Origin of the sequence: Natrinema sp. CBA1119, assembly GCF_002572525.1 — an archaeon.
In the GTDB taxonomy this organism is placed as follows: Archaea; Halobacteriota; Halobacteria; order Halobacteriales; family Natrialbaceae; genus Natrinema.
Genome location: NZ_PDBS01000008.1, coordinates 379015 through 395978 on the forward strand (window position 1 = coordinate 379015; position 16964 = coordinate 395978).

A 16964-nucleotide genomic window follows, 5' to 3' on the forward strand; every position below is an offset into this window, starting at 1 on the left:
GCTCGGTTCGTATATCGGTCTCGAAGCGACGGTGACGACCGACTCCGATCGACTGTTCGTCCGTAGCGGGTAGCGACGGTCTGCGCCGAGCGACGCGACGTCCGAATACACAGCCGAAAGCTACATTCCGCGATGTCGATCAGTTCGTAGCCGTCAAGCGTGATCGCCGTCACTCGTCGACGAACCGCTCGTTCAGGGCAGCCAGTCTCAGTATTTCACAGTTTTCCCAAGATTATTATCTACTGGGTTCGTCGGATACCGTATGCAACCGAATACGACGATGACGCCGACCGAACTCAGGGCGGACATTCCCGCTTTCAAGGAGGGTGTTTACCTCAATTTTGGCGCCCACGGACCGAGCCCGGAGTACGTCGTCGACGCCGCCGACGAGTTCGTCCGCACCCACGAGTATGAATCGCCGGTCGGGGACGACCCCTACGAAACTGCGTTTCAGGCGTTCGACCGCACTCGAGAGCGGGTCGCGACGTTCGTCGGCGCCGAACCGAACGAGATCGCACTCACTGAAAGCACCACGGCCGGGATCAACGCGATCGCCAATGCGATCGACTGGCAGTCCGGCGACCTCGTCGTCCGGACGGATCTCGAGCATCCAGCTGGAGTCCTCCCGTGGCAGCGCCTCGAACGAGAGGGTGTCGAGGTTCGCGTCGTCGAGACGAAGGGCGGCCGAATCGATCCGGATCGGTTCGCCGAGGCCGTCGCCGACGCCAGGCTCGCCTGTTTCAGCGCGGTCACGTGGACCCATGGGACGCAGCTTCCGGTAGCGGAGCTGGTCGATATCGCCCACGATTCCGGTGCGCTCGCCCTCGTCGACGCCGTCCAGGTCCCTGGACAGCTCCCGATGGACGTCGCGGAGTGGGGCGCTGACGCTGTCGCCGCCGCCGGCCACAAGTGGCTGCTCGGGCTGTGGGGCGGCGGCTTCCTCTACGTCGACCGTGACGTTGCCGAGGGCCTCGAGCCGCGGACGGTCGGCTATCGGAGCGTCGAGACACCGTCCGCCGACCCCTACGAGTACGCTGCCGGTGCGCGGCGGTTCGAGGTCGGATCGGCGAACCCGGCACCGCACGTCGCGCTCCGGGAAGCGATCGACGCGATCGAAGAAGTCGGGACCGACCGGATCGAAGGCCGGGTCCGCCAGCTTGCCAATCGACTGATAGCTGGTATCCCAGCTGACCGCCTTCTCAGTCCCTCGGCGCCGGAATCGGGGCTCGTAACGATCGATGTCGACGATCCGGCGGCGACGGTCGAACGGCTGGCCGCCGACGGAATTGTTGTTCGAGAACTGCCATCTCCGAACGCCGTTCGGGCGTCCGTCCACGCGGTCAATACTGCAACCGATGTCGATCGGCTGCTCGACGGACTGGAACGGGAATGGTAGGACCGCTGTCGGAGGGCAGACGAGTCGCTCACGGTTATCGATACGTACCCCGAAGGTGACATCCTCCTCGCCGTAAACGGCGAGGCTTCCCGTACCGCGGGTGGGATATTTGCCGGTCTACGATACGACCTGTTCTCTCGTGTTGAACGTCCCGCTCTCGCGGTCGAACAGGTGTACCGATGGCTGTGTCGTTCGAAAGGCGCATAGCGCCTTTCGTGATGACGAGAGACCTCCGGTCTCTCGAACCACCACACAGCCGTTACTCCTATCCTCGCCGTGAGGACTCGGAGTTATCTTCTGTCGCATATTTTCCGCCCCATTACAATCCGCGTTGGCTACCAATTCACACGACGAGCAGATGTACAAGCCACGGTGCTTACGGTTAGACATCGTGTCGTCGCCACACCGTGAGCAGGTCTTCGACGTGTCCCACTCGTTCTCTTTCAACACATCAACACCGCGTATCTCTCCCTTGTAATCGAGGTACTGGTAGATGCGATCGAACGCCCACGAGTGCAACTTCTTGTTCCCCTTTTGCCCCAGTCCGAGTCTCGCACATCTTCAGGCCAACTCACTGTGAGTATGCCAACACCCCGTTCGACGCATTCAGTGATGATGGCATCCGTAAGAACGTGGTAGTAGTGTGTCTCACGGTTTGCGAGTTTTCGACGCGCCCACATTGACTTCTCAGACGGATCGCTCTCGCCTTCAGTGTCGTACTCTGCACGAGTGAAGTAGTGCTTGTCTTGCTTGAGCGAGTTGCCGGGATACAGAACATATTCATCAGGGAATGCGACCGTGGCGATATTTGTGATGCCGAGGTCGATGCCTGCTACTCCGTCGCCTGTTGAGTCAGTAGTTTCGAGTTCAACTTTGCAGACGAAGTGTAGTTCCCACTCGTCGCCATTCCAAACCACTCGAACGTTCTGTACTTTGTTGATTTCTGAGAGATAAATATCTGGACATGTATGATATTCGCAAAGAATGAAATCTGAACGGTGTTCTTTCAGGTTCCTCCCCTTTGAGAGCCGTACGCGATTGTTCTTGGGGTCGTGTTTGAACCCGTCTGCTTTGAACGTGACCGTACTACGCGGGCGTTCATCGCTGTGTTTGCGGTAGCCGGGCGGATTCGCCTCGTCGTCCGTCTGTCGCAGGTTGAACCATGACTGGAAAGCGTCGGAAAGTTCTTCGATGACTTTCTGACTGGATTGTGCATTCAGGTCTTTCCAGCACGCTTGGTTCTTCATGTACGATTTTAGCGGGGCTTCGTTGGGGATCTCACCGATTGCATCCCACACACGGCCTGCCGTCCATCGTGCGACGTTCCAAATTTTTGAGGCGGAATCGACGAGCGAGTCAAGGTCATCGCAGACCTGTCGCTGGTTTTGAATGGAACCAACGTAGGTACGAGTGACCTGAATCGCCATACATAGCCTATGTTGGTTTGGTTACTTAATGATGGGATTCACAGTGAATATCCAGTCTGCTATCGACGGTGGAGAGTGTAGCCGAGTGATGCGATTCACGCCCGCCGTGAACGGCGGGATTCTCTCGCTGTTTATAGATAGGTGCGAGAAGTGGTAAATTCACGGTGCGGAGAGCGTTTCGTTCAGTCCATACGTCGAGTCTGAGGCGACAGCCCTCGAGCGGGAGCCGAACAACTGCGCGCCCTGGTTTCGCGCGGTCGGACTCGAATCGGGACCTGCGGTCGATTATCGGTCCTGCGACTCGTCCTCCGTGTCCGAATCCTTCCAATCGCCCTCCGTTTCTTTTCCGTTGCGAAATTCGCCCTTCGCCTGGCGCTCTCGTGGCCACAGCGCGATCACGAGCAACGCGACGTAGAACACGACGACAACCGCGATCACGACCGGTCCCTGGATTCGAGCGATCGCGGCGGTTTCGATCCAGTCTTCCCTCGCCGCGAACGCGGTCACTCTGAAGAGCCACGCGACGAGGAGGATGCCGAGCAGCGCGAGATACACGCGCCGCAGGCGATTCGCGAGGGCCTCCTGCATCGATACTTTCACCGCGGGCTCGCGGTAGTCCTGACTCAGTTCTACTCGCCAGTCGGTGCGTTCGACGTCCCGTGACGGGTCCAGGGCAGTTGCGAGCAGATTCTCCTGAAGCATCCGAACGCGCGCCCGAAAGACATCGTAGTCCCGGTACCGCCGCGCCTCGATGCCGAGGAAGACCGTGACGACTATGATTCCGATCAACAGGATGTAGTGAGGGTTGTCGGAACTCGAGAACGCCCACGTCAGGATCGCCGCCATCACGGTCACCGCCCACGTCGTCGTCTGATCGAGGCGCTGTCGCCACGTATCTACCCGGCCGAGTTCCCCCCGGTACGCGTGAGCCATCACCGAGCCGAGGCCCGTACTCTCGTCGACCATTTCGCGGCCGATCTCCCGCTGTTCGGGCGTCGTGGGGTCGAAGTCGTCATCGTTCGGATCCGCCATGCATGACGGACACCGCCACGTTTCATAAGCGAATGCGGTGCCGACGTGAACTACCCCGCCCTGCTCGGCCTGACGGCCTCGCTGAGGACGGGGCTTCCTGTTTCTAAGACGCGCTTTGCAGGAACCGAATCGGTTCCCGTAGGGAGCGCAGTCTCCGCAGGCATTGAATCGGGGTGAACCACCCCTACTTCGGTGAGTCCGCGAGAAAGGATGTTGTAGGCGGCGTTGAGGTCGCGGTCCGCCTCGAATCCGCATGAGGGACACGAGTGTTCGCGTACCCACAGCGGTTTGTCGGTCGCAACGCCACAGTTGGAACATTCTTTGGTCGTTCCAGCCGGTTCGACGGCCACGAAGTGCGTGCCTTCGCGGTCGCACTTGTATTCGAGCATCCGAAGGAACGTTCCCCACGCCGCTCCGGCGCGGTTGCGGCTGTTCGAGGGGAGTTCCATCAACCCCTTCGCGTCGAGGTCTTCGACCGCTACGAGGTCGTATTCCCGGGCGTAGTAGTTCGAGAGTTTGTGCAGGAAGTCCCGACGCTTCCGCTTCAGGTCGGCGTGGCGTCGGGCGACGATGCGCTGTTGCGTGCGGTAGTTCGCCGAGCCGTGTTCCTTCCGCGAGAGCTTGCGTTGTTCGCGTTCTAACCGCTCGCGTTCGTCGGTTAGGTCGGGACCTTCGACGGCGGTCCCGTCGCTGTCGTGGGCGTACTTCAGGATCCCCACGTCGATTCCGATGTATTTCTCGGGATTCTCGGGCTTCGGTGCCGCGTCGTTCTCGGTTTCGATTCCGAGGACGGCGAACCACTCACCGGTCGGTTCCTGCTTGACGACGACCTCCTTGATCGTGGCGTCGTCCGGGACCTCGCGGTGGGAGACCATCGGAACGTCGCCGATCTTGGAAAGGGAGAGTACAGGCCGACCGCTCGTGTTGTTGAGCTTGAAGCCGGTTTGACTGTACTTGATCGAACGGTATTCCTGCGGGGCTTTCCACCGAAGCTCTCCGACGCGGTAGCCGTTGTCCTTCCGCCCCTTCAGTGTCGAAAGGTTGTCATACAGACGTTGTACGACTTTCTGAAGCACCTTCGAGTGGACGTCCTGCAGGTCTGTCCACTCGCGTTTGAGGTCCGGGAGGAGCTTCTGCTCGGAGTAGGCAGAGGTTCTGTCCACGCTAACCGCTCGTGGAGTTCGTCGGTCGGTTTGAGCCTGTACCGGTAGTTGTAGCGCATGGTCTACTCGTCTTCGTCGGATGGATCGGTGACGCGGACCACTTTGACGGTCGCGCCGGCCCACGTTTTCGGAACGTAAACGTGCGCTCCGTTGCCGGATCGTTTGGCTTGTGCTTCGAGAACTTCGTGTCCTTCGACCTCGTACCGATCCATTGAGTGTATATACGAGGTAGATACGCATAAAGTTACCGATAGCGTGGGCCTGCGGGCCAGCAGTATCGTATTGATGAAAGATGATGACGGCGCTGTATCCCCTCCCTACTCGCTCCCTCCGGTCGCTCGTTGAGGAAAGGGCCTTAGCGCCTGCAATTAGGTGAAACGTATGACAGGGCGAGACCGACTCCGAATTGCCGCTCCAAACTCGAGTTATAGCGACTCGAGAACCCGTTCGAAGCGCTCGTACGCGTCGTCACCGATCGGGTCGAGGTCGTCGTTTTCGGCGACGCCGATCAGACGTTGCGGGTCGACCGCGCTGACGACGACGCCGTCGTCATCGTCGTAGACGACGATGTTGCACGGGAGCAACGTTCCGAGTTCGAGATCGTCCTCGAGTCCCTGATGGGCCAACTGCGGGTTGCATGCACCCAGGATTCTGTACTGTCTGAAGTCCTCGTCGAGTTTCTTCTCGAGCGTTTCCCGGACGTCGATATCACAGAGCACGCCGAACCCCTCGTCCTCGAGGGCGTCGGTCGTTTCCGCGACGACGTCGTCGAACTCGCCGTCGACCTGCGTGCGAAGCGTATAGGACATACTACACGATCGGTTTCGAGAGGGATTGTGATTGGGGCAGCAACGGCAAGCCCGCGGCGTCCGCGTCGGTCGGGAAAGACTGTAGACCGTCCGCGGTGACGGTATCCGTATGCTTTCTCGTCGCACCTCGCGAGCGATCGCCGCCCTACTCGGACTCGCGCTGCTCGCCGGGTTCGGATACGCCCTCCGGTGGCGGTCGAATCCGTCACCGTGTCCGTACGCCCAGCGCCACGCGATCGACCTCCCGCGCCCGGTCATCACTCGCTCGAGGCTGCGCGACGTGCTCGAGCCCCAGCCCGGGGAACGTATTCTCGAGGTCGGACCAGGAACCGGCTACTACACGGGGACGGTCGCGCGGGCGATCGGACCGTCGGGGACGCTGCACGCCGCGGACGTCCAATCGGAGATGGTCGAGCACCTCCGAACGCGAATGCGACAGGAGGGAGAGTCGAACGTTGACGCGATCCGCAGCGACGCGCGCTCGCTTCCGTATCCGGACGACACGTTCGACGCCGCGTATCTGGTCCTGGTCCTCGGCGAGATACCCGATCAGGAGCGGGCTCTCGACGAACTCGAGCGGGTCCTGAAACCCGACGGCCGGCTCGTCGTCGGCGAATCGCTCCCCGACCCGCACTTCGTCGGGTTCGAACGGCTGCGACGCCGCGTCGAACGGCGTGGACTGGCGTTCGAAGCGCGCGTCGGAACGCGAGCCGGGTATTTCGCCCGCTTCAACGCGGATCCCTCGGAGGAGTCGACCGACTCCGTCGAATAACCGGTTGTTAGATATCTGCACAAAACCGACCAGGCCGATTCGTGAAGTGCGTAAAACCATTCGAGCCGATTCAATCATCAAAAGCGTCGTCATATCCCTTTATCCGCTCTGAATCGGCAATTTATTGATTTTTGCAGATTTGGACGTTCATCGTAGTGTACGCGGTACGGAGGTGATTCAAACGTGTCTGTGCTTATATTGTGCAATTCGCACAAAACCTTTAAACGCTATCAGTCCATACGTAGTGGTGATGGCAACTGATGCACGCGATGCCTCCGGAGAATCGCTCGACGAACCGATCTACATCGACGGGAGAAGTCACCTCGAGGACGTCACGACGGAGTATGACGTCGTTCTCGTGGACTTCTACGCTGACTGGTGTGGCCCCTGTCAGATGCTCAATCCCGTCCTCGAGCAGCTGGCGAGTACGACCGAGGCCGTGATCGCCAAGGTCGATGTCGACGACCACCAGCAACTCGCGGGTTCGTTCGGCGTTCGCGGCGTGCCGACGCTCGCCCTCTTCGCGGACGGTGAGCAGGTCGAACAGCACTCCGGCGTGCTGCCGGAAGACCGACTCCGTACCCTGATCGAGGGATACACCGAATGAACGAGGAAACTGAAACGACTGCGGACGTTCACAACGTAGTGATCGTCGGCTCCGGCGTCGCCGGCCTTTCGGCGGCCGTCTACGCCGCGCGGGCCGACCTCGAGCCCCTGGTGCTCGAGGGACCCGAACCGGGCGGTCAGCTGACACTGACGACCGACGTCGAGAACTACCTCGGCTTCTCCGAGGGTATCGGTGGAATGGAACTGATCCAGAACGGCAAGGACCAGGCGACCCGCTTCGGCGCCGAATTCACGCACGGAACCGTCGAGAACGCGACACTCGAAGAGCGCCCGTTCGAACTCGAACGCTCGAACGGCGACGTTCTGCAAACGCGTGCGCTGATCGTCGCGAGCGGCGCGAGCGCTCGCTGGGTCGGTGCCGAGAACGAGGACGAACTGATGGGATACGGACTCTCGACGTGTGCGACCTGCGACGGCGCGTTCCACCGCGGCGACGACGTCCTCGTGATCGGCGGCGGCGATTCGGCGATGGAAGAAGCGCTCTTCCTCGCGAAGTTCGCCGACAGCGTGACAATCGTTCACCGCCGCGAGGAACTGCGCGCATCCGAGATCATGGCCGACCGAGCCCGTGACAACGAGGACATCGAGTTCCGCTGGAACACCGAACTCGAGGCGATCCACGGTTCACAGGAGGAGGGCGTCACCGGCGCGACGCTCGTCTCCCATCCCGACGGCTATCCCGCGGAGAAGGCCGAGACCAGCGTCGACCGGGAAACCGCCGATGTCGGCGGCGTGTTCTACGCGATCGGTCATACGCCCAACACCGAGTTCCTCGAGGGGACCGCCGTCGATCGAGACGAGAGCGGGTACCTCTCCACTCGAACCGACGACGCCGGCCGCGCGACGACTGAGACGATGGTCGAGGGCGTCTTCGCCGCCGGCGACGTCGCCGATCCGCACTATCAACAGGCGATCACCGCCGCTGGCACCGGCAGCATGGCAGCGCTTGACGCCGAAGCCTACCTCGAGACGCTTGAACGGACGGAAGAGACTGCGCTCGAGGTTGCTCCATAGTCGTCCCTGCAGTCTGCTAGTCGATCGGATCGGTGAGATGATTTAGTATTAGATCTCAAATAACTAGCAATCATACGGAAAGCATTGTACAGATCGTGGACAATGGCTGGATTCAAGAGTGATCCACTAACTTCGTATACTGTGCCGAAAACAAGGCTAACGCAAACGATAACAGCGGAACCTGAATGATCTCTGAGATGGTTCCAGTATAATTAAGATGGTGTAATGAACCGAACATGAGGCTCGCTGCGACGAGTATACTCCAGAATAGTTTCTCTCGCTGTGGGTTCGTCAGAAAGAGACACCCGTTTCTCGCGCACATGCTGCCCCTGAAGTGTGTTTTCGTTCACCAGTTCTCGGAACGCTTATAGCACTATACTCAATAATTTCGATATGTACGATTTAACTTCATTTCAGCGTGATGTCTTGTATGTGATCGCCGGCCAAGACGAGCCGCATGGTCTTGCGATTAAAGACGAACTCGAGAACTACTACGAGACGGAGGTCCATCACGGCCGGCTGTATCCCAATCTCGACGAGGTCGTCAACAAGGGCCTCGTCGAGAAAGGCGAACTCGACAAGCGAACGAACTACTACACAATCACTGCTCGCGGCCAGCGCGAGCTCGAGGCCCGGCGCGAGTGGGAAGACCAGTACGTCGATGGATTCAATTCAAGTGCGAAATTAAACCGCTGAAACAGAAAAAATTTTGCGCTTCCGCCGCTGTTTCAGCGGTTGGCTCGGATATTGGGGTTGCCAGGTTTCCCTCCGATAGTGCCTCAAAGGGGAGAGGGCAATTGCGCGGCGCACAGAGCGCGCGCCGCGCTGGTGAAGACTAAACTAGCCGATTCGAGACGGGACAACGGTGCTGCTCCAGCAGTAGGAGAGGATGGGACATCGATAACGAGTATTGTCGAGTCCGCTTAGGAGGGAAGAGATGAGACTATGACCGAGCGGTAAGTACAGCAACCTCTTTTACCGGGGGCATCGGCGACGTCGGAGACGCTCGCCTCACCCCCTGGCAAAACCCGTTGATGCTGTCAGAACGCAATGCGTTCTGACTGCTAATCAGAACCGCTTTGCGGTTCTGATGATGCCAAAAGGCCGCCGTCGCGGGGTGTTACCCTGCTCCGGCGGTGAACCGCTCGCTTCGCTCGCGGATGCTCAAGTCCTCCAGCAGCGTACCATACGCAATGTGTTAATCGCTGCTGGGAATTACACCAATGAAATCGATGGTTCACGACCGTCGTTCTTAATTTCGACGGCGGACAGATGTGCCGGTACCCACTGATAGAAGCCCTATTACGGGAGTCAAAACTGACCGGCTGGATCATCGCTTCATCACATTCATGTGACTGTCTCTTAATTTGAGAGTATGGAACGGAGTCGACGACGAGTCCTCGCCACGACAGCGAGTCTCGGGCTCGGATGTCTCGCGGGCTGTGCGGGAAGCGATGGGGGAAACGGCGACGATAACGAAACCGGAAATGGCGACGATAACGGAAATGGAACTGAAAGCGGATCCAGCGAACCCGTCCCGGAACTCTCGGCGGACGCCGAGGAGGTTGCCACACTGTTCGTGGAGGACTCGGAAATGGGGGGTTTCGGCGAGTCGGTCGCGCTCGACGGCGACACCGCTGTCGTCGGTTCGATGGGAACCCGGTCAGTAGACGGCTCGGCGTACGTCTTCGAGCGATCCGACGGCTCGTGGGAGCAGCGGACGACGCTCGAGGCGGCGAACGGCGACGAGGTCGTGATCGACGGTGAAACGATCATGGTCGCAGCCGATAACAACACTGTCGTCGTCTACGAACGCGACGGCGATTCGTGGGACAGCGGGCCGGAACTATCGGTCACCGGCGACGGCGTCAACTACCCGATCGTGATCGACGGCGACACGGCGCTGGTCGGATCCGACGACGGGTTCTATGACGGCCGGCCGGTCGACGTTTTCGAGCGGGTCGACGGCACCTGGGAGGAGTCGACGACGTTGACCCCTGAATCGGGGCTCGGAAGCGGTAAGTTCGGGAACGGGGTTGCGCTGTCGGACGGGACTGCCCTCGTGGCGGCCGACAACGCCGACCCGACCGACTCCGGGACCGATGGGGGCGCGGTGTACGTCTTCGACCGCGAGGAAGGGGCGTGGACTCAGCGGGAGCCGATCACCCGGGGTGGACTCGGACAGTACGACGCGTTCGGCCGCTCGGTTACCCTCGAGGGAGACCGCGCACTCGTCATGCAGTACAACAGTGGCGAACACGAGGGGAGTTCGGTCTTCGTCTACGGCCGATCCGGGGATGTCTGGGAAGAACAGGGACGGCTGACCCAGACCGGTGACAGCGCTGATTTCGGCGAGACGCTCGCACTGGTCGGCTCGACGACGCTGGTTGGCTCTCCCAGCGCGATCAACGTAACGGCTGAGGCGTACGTTTTCAAGGAAACGGATGGCTCATGGGAACGCGAGATCCGGTTCGTCAAGGGCGGCGAGGGGAAGGGGTTCGCCGATGCCGTCGCGATGAGCGGCGACACCGCACTCGTCGGCCGCCCCTACGATGACGAGAACGGCGAGGACGCGGGCGCGGTTTACGTCTACGAGTGAGCCGCGATACGAGCGATCGCTTGAACATTGGACGGCACAAGATCCCCCTCATGAACTGACCAATCAACAGGTGATGTCGACGGGGAAAATAGTGGTGTGAACGGTGATTTCGATCGTTGACTGGTCAGTTGCATCCGCTGTGTGTTTAGTACGACTCTGCCAATATCACTGATGGCGTATAGATGACCCAGCGTTAAGTTCGCATGTGTGCTTACCATCATTTCTCAAACTCCTCAGAGATAACTGACTCAGACCGCCACTCCGCCGTTCGGATCTACGGGTGCCCGTCGCTTGACGACTACGACTTCACGGCCGGCGGTACGGCCGAACGCCTCGAGCACGTCAACACCGAACATGCTGAAGAGTATCAACGGGAGGACTGGCCGGCTACCGACGTCGCCCAGAAAGAACGGCACCTGGACGAGGACGACAGCGCCGAGTCGGCCGACGAGTAAACGGGACTTGCCTTCAGCCGCTGGTAACATCATTGTTACCAACGTATCTGGCCAATAGAGTTATTCGAAAACGGACTCGATATGATGATGACGAGGGGGAATGGGTTCTAGTCGTTGCCCGACAGAATCCGCCCGACCCGAGACATACGGTCCCTCGTCTTCCGAAATCGAGTCACGTTCCGACGTGAAGCCAATAGCCAAATTGTCAAACCCGATTTCGGACCCACCCAAGTCGATACCCATTGATATTGGATGGGGCTCAACGCTGGCCTCTGGCCGGCGTTTCTATGACGGAAGAGTTTATACGAGAAGCCGCGGCTAACGCCGGCGATGTCTCTCACCGAGAGACGCAAAAACCTCTTGCTCGCCGTCGCTCTGACCGAGTTCAGCGTTCACTACGAGCAAGTTGATCCCGAACTCGCGGAAAGGCATGGCATCTCACAGCGAGCTCCCTCGTCGATCACGACGTCGGGCCTACCGAGGCCGTCGCACTCGAGATCGGATAGCTATAGTAGCCACTGAAACGATTTACACACTGATCGCAACGTGGTCATGCGATTAGATGTACAGTGACTTTCAGTGGGTACTATAATTCACGTGGCGATTCCGAGCACGGTAGTCGTTTGGCGCAGTCCCGAGTTGGCCTGTCTATCTCGAACTCCGTTCGCTGAGGCAAGCAGCGCCACCCGGTAGACGTCACCAGTTGTGAGTGAGCTTTCGTCGACGAACGCCTTCGGGATCGATACCGTGTACTGGTCCCCGCGCTTTTCGAGTGGCGTCTCGTAGAGAAGGCGTAACGAATCCGGAGTCTCTACCATTATCGACTGTATGGCGGGCTGACTAAAGGGAATTTGGTCATCCAGCGGGATCAACCGGCTTCGCAAGTTCCCCGACAATTCAATATTGTGTATACAGTTTAGAACTGTTTCACTATCGTCTATCGGCGGGTAGGCGTCTGGAAACTCCCAAAACCGATGGGTTCCTTCGGTTTGCTTGCTGGTCGTGATTATCAGAGTAATCACGATCAAATTGAAGTACCCCGACGCTGTCGGTGAAGCACGAATGCTGCAACCGCCTCACGACGGCGCTTTCTCCGGGGTAGAGACGCTGAGAGTGGGGGTCTTTCTGCAGTTACCGAGTGGGTTTCGAATTTACCTCCCCAGCCGGAAGCCTGATCACGAATTATCGATAATTCGTGATCGGGATGGCGAACTCACCTCCCCGGGCGGGCCAGCCACCCATTCAGCAGCTTCAGACGGTCGTCGACCTTCTTGAGACGTCAATACTCGCTCAGATTTATGCCCCCATTTTGCAGCACGGTCCCGTCACTGTTTCCGAGATCGTCGACGAACTCGGTATCCGAATGTCTTTCTCCGCAAGCACGTTGATCCGATAGTGAGTATTTAAGCAGAATCTGAACCACATATAATGTTTTTATAGTAGTAGTCCGTGTCACGGCATATGAACCGCGAGACGGAAAGTACGGATTCGCCCGGAGCATATATTTCGCTTTCTATACCCCCTTCAGATCCGGAATTATTTAAACATAAGGCGACGAGTGATGTCCTTTTATTTTTAACAAACCATCGATTCAGTGACTTTTCCCTGCGAGAACTTGCGACGCAGATCGGCCATTCACACCAGTCCGTTCGACGGGCTGTGAATGTTCTCAGTTCGAATGATCTGGTCACAGAATCTCCCAAAAGCAACCAGCGCCTTATTCAGATCAACAGACAGCGCCTTTCTATCCCAGACGATCCGATTCTTCGGATTCCCCAATCGGAGTATCACCAGCCGGTCAAAACTGCTGTAACGAAGCTCCGTGAGAACATTAGTGACGTCGTCGGCATCATCCTGTATGGGAGTGTTGCCCGGGGAGATGCTGACCGACGAAGCGATATCGATCTCTGGGTGCTGGCTCGCTCTGGGCGGGCCGAAAGCCAACGAGAAGCGAACGCCATCGCACGCGACCTCGAAGAGATGGAATTCGATGGTGACCGGTACGCGTACGATATCGACGTCGAGGCCGTCCAAGCGATTCCGGCCTACACCGATGACATTCGGGAAATCATCGTCTCGGGAATTCCAGTCTACAAGACGAGTGACTTCGAAACTGTCGAAAACCTCCTTCTGGAGGAAGGAGCTGCCGATGAGTAGCGGCTCAGACCCGTCATCTGTGCTCGCAGCACTTGAGCGTGCGCAGGACGCCTTCGAGATGGTTGGACGAGGTCGGACGGATTAGTGCTGATGCAGACTGGAAGACACAGCTGACGAAAGCGTGTCGCCTTCTCGAAGTTGTCGACACACTCCAAGCACAAGACGGGTACTACACTGCCGTCATCGAGGTCTGTTTCGGGGCCATTGAACGGTCCATCGAGGCGTATGCCCTCTCGATGACGACCGATACACTCCAAGATTTCCAGGACCATCAGTTCAGCTACGAACGTGCCCATCAGATCGGGCTATTCGAGAGGCAGACTGCAGAGGAGATGAGGAACCTCTACAATGAGAACCGGACTGAGAGTTATTACGGTGGCGGTCGTCCAACCGAAGAACAAGCGGACGCAATGACCGAACTCGCAATCGCTGTCCATCAGTTCGCGGTGAGTCAGATCCGGGAGGGCAGCGTCTGTCTGTGTGACTGACTCCATTAGGCACTTAGAGAGAACACTATGGACCGGAATACATCCACAGGAGGAACGCAATTGACCCCATTTATCGACTCGTTCGAGCGCTACCTCCAAGACAAGGGGGAAAGGCCGCGGTGGGGACGGCGGGAACTACCGACGAAACGCAGCACGCGAGCTCGAGCGGTTCGCTGAGTGGGCCGACGGCGACCGCGACGACGACTGGACCGGGATCGTCCCCGACGATGTTGACTGAGAGCCCACCTTCGAGGATCTCGACGAACGCGTCTTTCGGGAGTATGCCCGACACCTCGCCGGTGATCGAGGGCTCAAACAGAACACTGTACAAACCTATAGTAGACGTTAGAAATAATTGCTCAGACTATGGATAGAGAGTTGATCAAGAGCGGTATCGATCGCTGTTGTCAGCTCAGAAAGCGAGTCGAAGAATCGGTTGCTAAGTGCTGATTGCAGCTGTCTCCAGCACTCTTCCACTGGGTTGAGTTCCGGGGAATTGCTGGTAACGTGACGAAGACGAGGTCGTCACGGGTCGCCAGATCCGTGACGGCTGATGCCTGTAAATACGGCGCTCCATCGAGTACAACGATCAAATCTTCTTCGAATTCTTTGCATAACGGGAGGATAAAATGTTTTGCGTGATCGGCGGTGACGTACTCGGTGAATCGTGAGAAGAAGCACTCGCCGTCTTCGGTAATCGCGCCGAGCAGACACGTCCAGTCGCGTTGGCCAGAAAGTTCGACGGTCGGCCGCGTGCCGCGCGGAAACCATGCGGCACGCGGCTCAACCTGGACGGATTCCTTGGTCTGATCGATGCAGACTACTGTGGCGTCCATCTCCGCTCGCTTTTTTTTTGAGTTCGTCGCGGAACTCTTCTGTGTCTGATTCCTCGGCTTCGGCGGCTGTACGGCGCGGTTTTTGGTAGCTCAGTCCAGCTTCTTTGAGCAACCGACGGCAACTCGGATAGGAGTACTCGACGCCGTAGGTTTCTTCAAGAAACTCCTGGACGAGCGCCGGCGTCCACGCCGGCGCGTCGATACCGACTTCCTTGGGAGGTTCGTGAACGGTTTGTTCAAACTCATCTTGCTGTGTTTCTGAGAGCTTTCGTTTTCTCCCGGATCGATGGGCATCAGGGACAGCTTGCTCAAGCGGTTTGTCCGTATCGAGTCGCATGAGCCAACTGTAGATAGTTCTTCGACCAGTGTCGTGCCACTCTGCAAGTTCAGTCTGCGTCAGGCCGTTCTTGTACGCAATCGCTGCTAACAACCGTTGTGTCGGCTTGTTTCCCTCAACCTTGCCAAGGGCGTCTTGGAGTTCTTCGACGGAGATTTCGTCGAGATGGTCCATTGTCTACAGTGACAATCTGCGGGCGGGAAATTCTAACGGTTACTATATTACCGCTATATCTCTGCGTGGTGTGGCTGGTGCATCAACGAGGGGTACCTCGAGGCGCACTACGCCCAGCAGGCGAGTGCAATGGCCCCCCGCTGCCGGAGGACGACGGCCGCAAGCCCGGCGACCAGCAGGCCTGGACGTCGGAACAGCGCCACGCCCTCACCCGCTACGTCGACGAACGGGCCCGCGACGCCGCCGAGGCGTACATGACACTTCCGGAGGGTACTGATCCGGTCGACAAGCAGCGAGCGCACTACGCGGCGCTGAAGGCGGCTCGTGACCGGGCCCTGGTGTTCGTTCTCGCGTACACCGCCGTTCGCGTCGGGGAACTACTCCGGGACCCGAACGACCCGCGCCGGCGCGGCGTCCGATGGGAGGACCTCTCGATCGACGGCGGGAGTATGGACGTCTACCGGGAGAAACAGCAGTGGGACGCAGCCAGTCTCCCCGACCCGGTAATTTCGCCGCTGCGGAGCTACCGCCAGCTGATGGACCCACCGACCGAACGGTGGGCGGTGTTTCCGACGTTCGACCAACGAACACTTGCGGGGCTCGTCCAGGAGGAACTCGCTGACCGAGGGGAACAGCCGGATGCAATCGATGAGCGACGTAACGAGTATGCTCGGGATCTTCTGTTGGCGCTCGACGAGGATGTGCGGCCCCCGTCGATCACGACTGATGGTGCTCGGTCCATTCTCCAGCGACTCTCGGACGCTGCAGAAATCGACATCGACCATCCGAAACACGACTATCTGGCTCCCCACGGCGGCCGGCGTGGGATGGGTGAAGTTCTCGTTCGAGCATTCGGATACACGGTTGCCGCCCGGTATCTCGACAATTCGGAGGAGATGGTGAGAGAGCGGTATTCACATATCGAGGCCGGAGAACTCGGTGATGTCGCTACTGAGGCGCTCGAGGAGATTGATAGTATACCGCAGTAACTTATTTCGAGTGTGAGGGGTAGACCGACACGTTCACACCGCTTCAACGGTGAACAGCGAGTCGTCGCTGAGGACGACCTGTACCCGGCGGTGCCAGGCGTCAGCGAAGGCCTCCCGTTGCTCCTCGCTCGCGGACCCATCCAGAATCCTCTGAAGATTCCCGATTGCGGGCCCACCGTCAGGAACGTCGCTGACGTGGTAGGTCACTTCGATGGTCTCGTCCGTGTCGGCTCGCCGGAACCGGAACGTCGGCTCCGCCGTGTCCGGGTCGAACACGTCGAAGCGCAGGAGATTACGGCGGCCGCCGTAGCCGCCGGCGAGCCCGCTGAATCCGTCGTCGTCGGTCGCGCCAGTCACGTACGAGATGATACGGCTCATCACGCCGTACGCAGCATCGTCCTGCGGGCCGGCCGCCTGAACCTCGATTTCGCTCCGGACTGGATAGCCGTCGGGGTAGAGGGCGTCAAGCCCGAGCTGGACGATCCGGTAGGCGCCCGAGGCAGTCGGACAGGAGTGTCCCGCCTCTTTCACCGCGTCTCTATAGGTGATGACGAACGGGTCGCCCGGTTCGAGGACGCCGAGGGCCTCCGCGACGGGGTCGCGGATTTCGATCGGATCGACGTCGTAGTCTACCTGCCAATTGGTTCTAGCCTGGGTCGCGTCAGTCGCAGTGGAATTCGATGTCATGA

General features: G+C 59.0%; 13 protein-coding genes and 6 pseudogenes. 12 read left to right on the plus strand and 7 right to left on the minus strand.

All coding sequences use genetic code 11. From position 1 onward, the window contains the following. Window positions 1-262: 262 nt before the first annotated feature. Window positions 263-1396 (plus strand): aminotransferase class V-fold PLP-dependent enzyme, encoded by a 1134-nt coding sequence (locus CP556_RS24095; RefSeq protein WP_098728105.1) that lies wholly within the window; start codon window positions 263-265, stop codon window positions 1394-1396. A gap of 117 nt (window positions 1397-1513) precedes the next feature. On the opposite strand, the pseudogene CP556_RS24100 reads toward CP556_RS24095, so the two are convergent. From CP556_RS24100 to CP556_RS24115, 5 genes and pseudogenes are all read right to left on the minus strand, one after another. Next, window positions 1514-2823: pseudogene (locus tag CP556_RS24100) on the minus strand (RNA-guided endonuclease InsQ/TnpB family protein). 285 nt (window positions 2824-3108) lie between these two features. Beyond that, window positions 3109-3855, minus strand: a complete 747-nt coding sequence (locus CP556_RS24105) for a DUF2270 domain-containing protein (RefSeq protein ID WP_098728106.1) — start codon at window positions 3853-3855, stop codon at window positions 3109-3111. A gap of 50 nt (window positions 3856-3905) precedes the next feature. Next, on the minus strand, window positions 3906-5018 hold the full coding sequence (locus tag CP556_RS24110; protein WP_394340757.1) for an RNA-guided endonuclease InsQ/TnpB family protein: 1113 nt from the start codon (window positions 5016-5018) through the stop codon (window positions 3906-3908). 62 nt (window positions 5019-5080) lie between these two features. Further along, complete coding sequence (locus CP556_RS25640) at window positions 5081-5230, minus strand: DUF2080 family transposase-associated protein (protein WP_141551651.1); 150 nt, start codon at window positions 5228-5230, stop codon at window positions 5081-5083. Between the two features lie 213 nt (window positions 5231-5443). Further along, window positions 5444-5827, minus strand: coding sequence for a DUF302 domain-containing protein (locus CP556_RS24115; protein WP_098728107.1), 384 nt, complete (start codon window positions 5825-5827; stop codon window positions 5444-5446). A gap of 109 nt (window positions 5828-5936) precedes the next feature. Here CP556_RS24115 and CP556_RS24120 point away from each other — a divergent pair, with 109 nt between their 5' ends. From CP556_RS24120 to CP556_RS27080, 10 genes and pseudogenes are all read left to right on the plus strand, one after another. Next, window positions 5937-6599, plus strand: a complete 663-nt coding sequence (locus CP556_RS24120) for a class I SAM-dependent methyltransferase (protein WP_098728108.1) — start codon at window positions 5937-5939, stop codon at window positions 6597-6599. 250 nt (window positions 6600-6849) lie between these two features. Continuing rightward, window positions 6850-7206 (plus strand): thioredoxin, encoded by a 357-nt coding sequence (gene trxA / locus CP556_RS24125; protein ID WP_098728109.1) that lies wholly within the window; start codon window positions 6850-6852, stop codon window positions 7204-7206. Further along, window positions 7203-8240 (plus strand): NAD(P)/FAD-dependent oxidoreductase, encoded by a 1038-nt coding sequence (locus CP556_RS24130; RefSeq protein ID WP_098728110.1) that lies wholly within the window; start codon window positions 7203-7205, stop codon window positions 8238-8240. The genes trxA and CP556_RS24130 overlap by 4 nt, the downstream gene beginning before the upstream one ends. A gap of 393 nt (window positions 8241-8633) precedes the next feature. After that, a complete protein-coding gene (locus CP556_RS24135; RefSeq protein WP_098728111.1) occupies window positions 8634-8936 on the plus strand; it encodes a PadR family transcriptional regulator in 303 nt (100 codons plus the stop codon). Window positions 8937-9615: 679 nt separating this feature from the next. Then, the gene (locus CP556_RS24140) at window positions 9616-10839 is read left to right on the plus strand and encodes an FG-GAP repeat protein (protein WP_098728112.1); all 1224 of its coding nucleotides are present in this window, start codon (window positions 9616-9618) and stop codon (window positions 10837-10839) included. A 203-nt stretch (window positions 10840-11042) separates the two neighbouring features. Then, the gene (locus CP556_RS24145) at window positions 11043-11294 is read left to right on the plus strand and encodes a hypothetical protein (protein ID WP_098728113.1); all 252 of its coding nucleotides are present in this window, start codon (window positions 11043-11045) and stop codon (window positions 11292-11294) included. Between the two features lie 1204 nt (window positions 11295-12498). Then, a pseudogene (locus CP556_RS27470) lies at window positions 12499-12654 on the plus strand (ArsR family transcriptional regulator); the annotation flags it as partial. Window positions 12655-12755: 101 nt separating this feature from the next. Then, window positions 12756-13451 (plus strand): nucleotidyltransferase domain-containing protein, encoded by a 696-nt coding sequence (locus CP556_RS24165; protein ID WP_176548337.1) that lies wholly within the window; start codon window positions 12756-12758, stop codon window positions 13449-13451. Between the two features lie 58 nt (window positions 13452-13509). Continuing rightward, window positions 13510-13939, plus strand: a pseudogene (locus tag CP556_RS24170) (DUF8154 family protein). A gap of 27 nt (window positions 13940-13966) precedes the next feature. Further along, window positions 13967-14282 (plus strand): annotated as a pseudogene (locus tag CP556_RS27080) (site-specific integrase); the annotation flags it as partial. A gap of 2 nt (window positions 14283-14284) precedes the next feature. Here CP556_RS27080 and CP556_RS24180 read toward each other — a convergent pair. Further along, a pseudogene (locus CP556_RS24180) lies at window positions 14285-15286 on the minus strand (IS630 family transposase). A gap of 45 nt (window positions 15287-15331) precedes the next feature. Between CP556_RS24180 and CP556_RS24185 the strand changes: the two are divergent. Next, window positions 15332-16275 (plus strand): annotated as a pseudogene (locus tag CP556_RS24185) (site-specific integrase); the annotation flags it as partial. A gap of 33 nt (window positions 16276-16308) precedes the next feature. On the opposite strand, the gene CP556_RS24190 reads toward CP556_RS24185, so the two are convergent. After that, window positions 16309-16962: a hypothetical protein gene (locus tag CP556_RS24190; protein WP_098728116.1), complete on the minus strand. Its 654-nt coding sequence runs from the start codon at window positions 16960-16962 to the stop codon at window positions 16309-16311. Window positions 16963-16964: the final 2 nt, after the last annotated feature.

Coding starts and splice junctions, on each gene's coding strand:
- CP556_RS24095 (WP_098728105.1), top strand. CDS start 263: ATGCAACCGAATACGACGATGACGCCGACCGAACTCAGGGCGGACATT.
- CP556_RS24105 (WP_098728106.1), bottom strand. CDS start 3,855: ATGGCGGATCCGAACGATGACGACTTCGACCCCACGACGCCCGAACAG.
- CP556_RS25640 (WP_141551651.1), bottom strand. CDS start 5,230: ATGGATCGGTACGAGGTCGAAGGACACGAAGTTCTCGAAGCACAAGCC.
- CP556_RS24115 (WP_098728107.1), bottom strand. CDS start 5,827: ATGTCCTATACGCTTCGCACGCAGGTCGACGGCGAGTTCGACGACGTC.
- CP556_RS24120 (WP_098728108.1), top strand. CDS start 5,937: ATGCTTTCTCGTCGCACCTCGCGAGCGATCGCCGCCCTACTCGGACTC.
- trxA (WP_098728109.1), top strand. CDS start 6,850: ATGGCAACTGATGCACGCGATGCCTCCGGAGAATCGCTCGACGAACCG.
- CP556_RS24130 (WP_098728110.1), top strand. CDS start 7,203: ATGAACGAGGAAACTGAAACGACTGCGGACGTTCACAACGTAGTGATC.
- CP556_RS24135 (WP_098728111.1), top strand. CDS start 8,634: ATGTACGATTTAACTTCATTTCAGCGTGATGTCTTGTATGTGATCGCC.
- CP556_RS24140 (WP_098728112.1), top strand. CDS start 9,616: ATGGAACGGAGTCGACGACGAGTCCTCGCCACGACAGCGAGTCTCGGG.
- CP556_RS24145 (WP_098728113.1), top strand. CDS start 11,043: ATGTGTGCTTACCATCATTTCTCAAACTCCTCAGAGATAACTGACTCA.
- CP556_RS24165 (WP_176548337.1), top strand. CDS start 12,756: ATGAACCGCGAGACGGAAAGTACGGATTCGCCCGGAGCATATATTTCG.
- CP556_RS24190 (WP_098728116.1), bottom strand. CDS start 16,962: ATGACATCGAATTCCACTGCGACTGACGCGACCCAGGCTAGAACCAAT.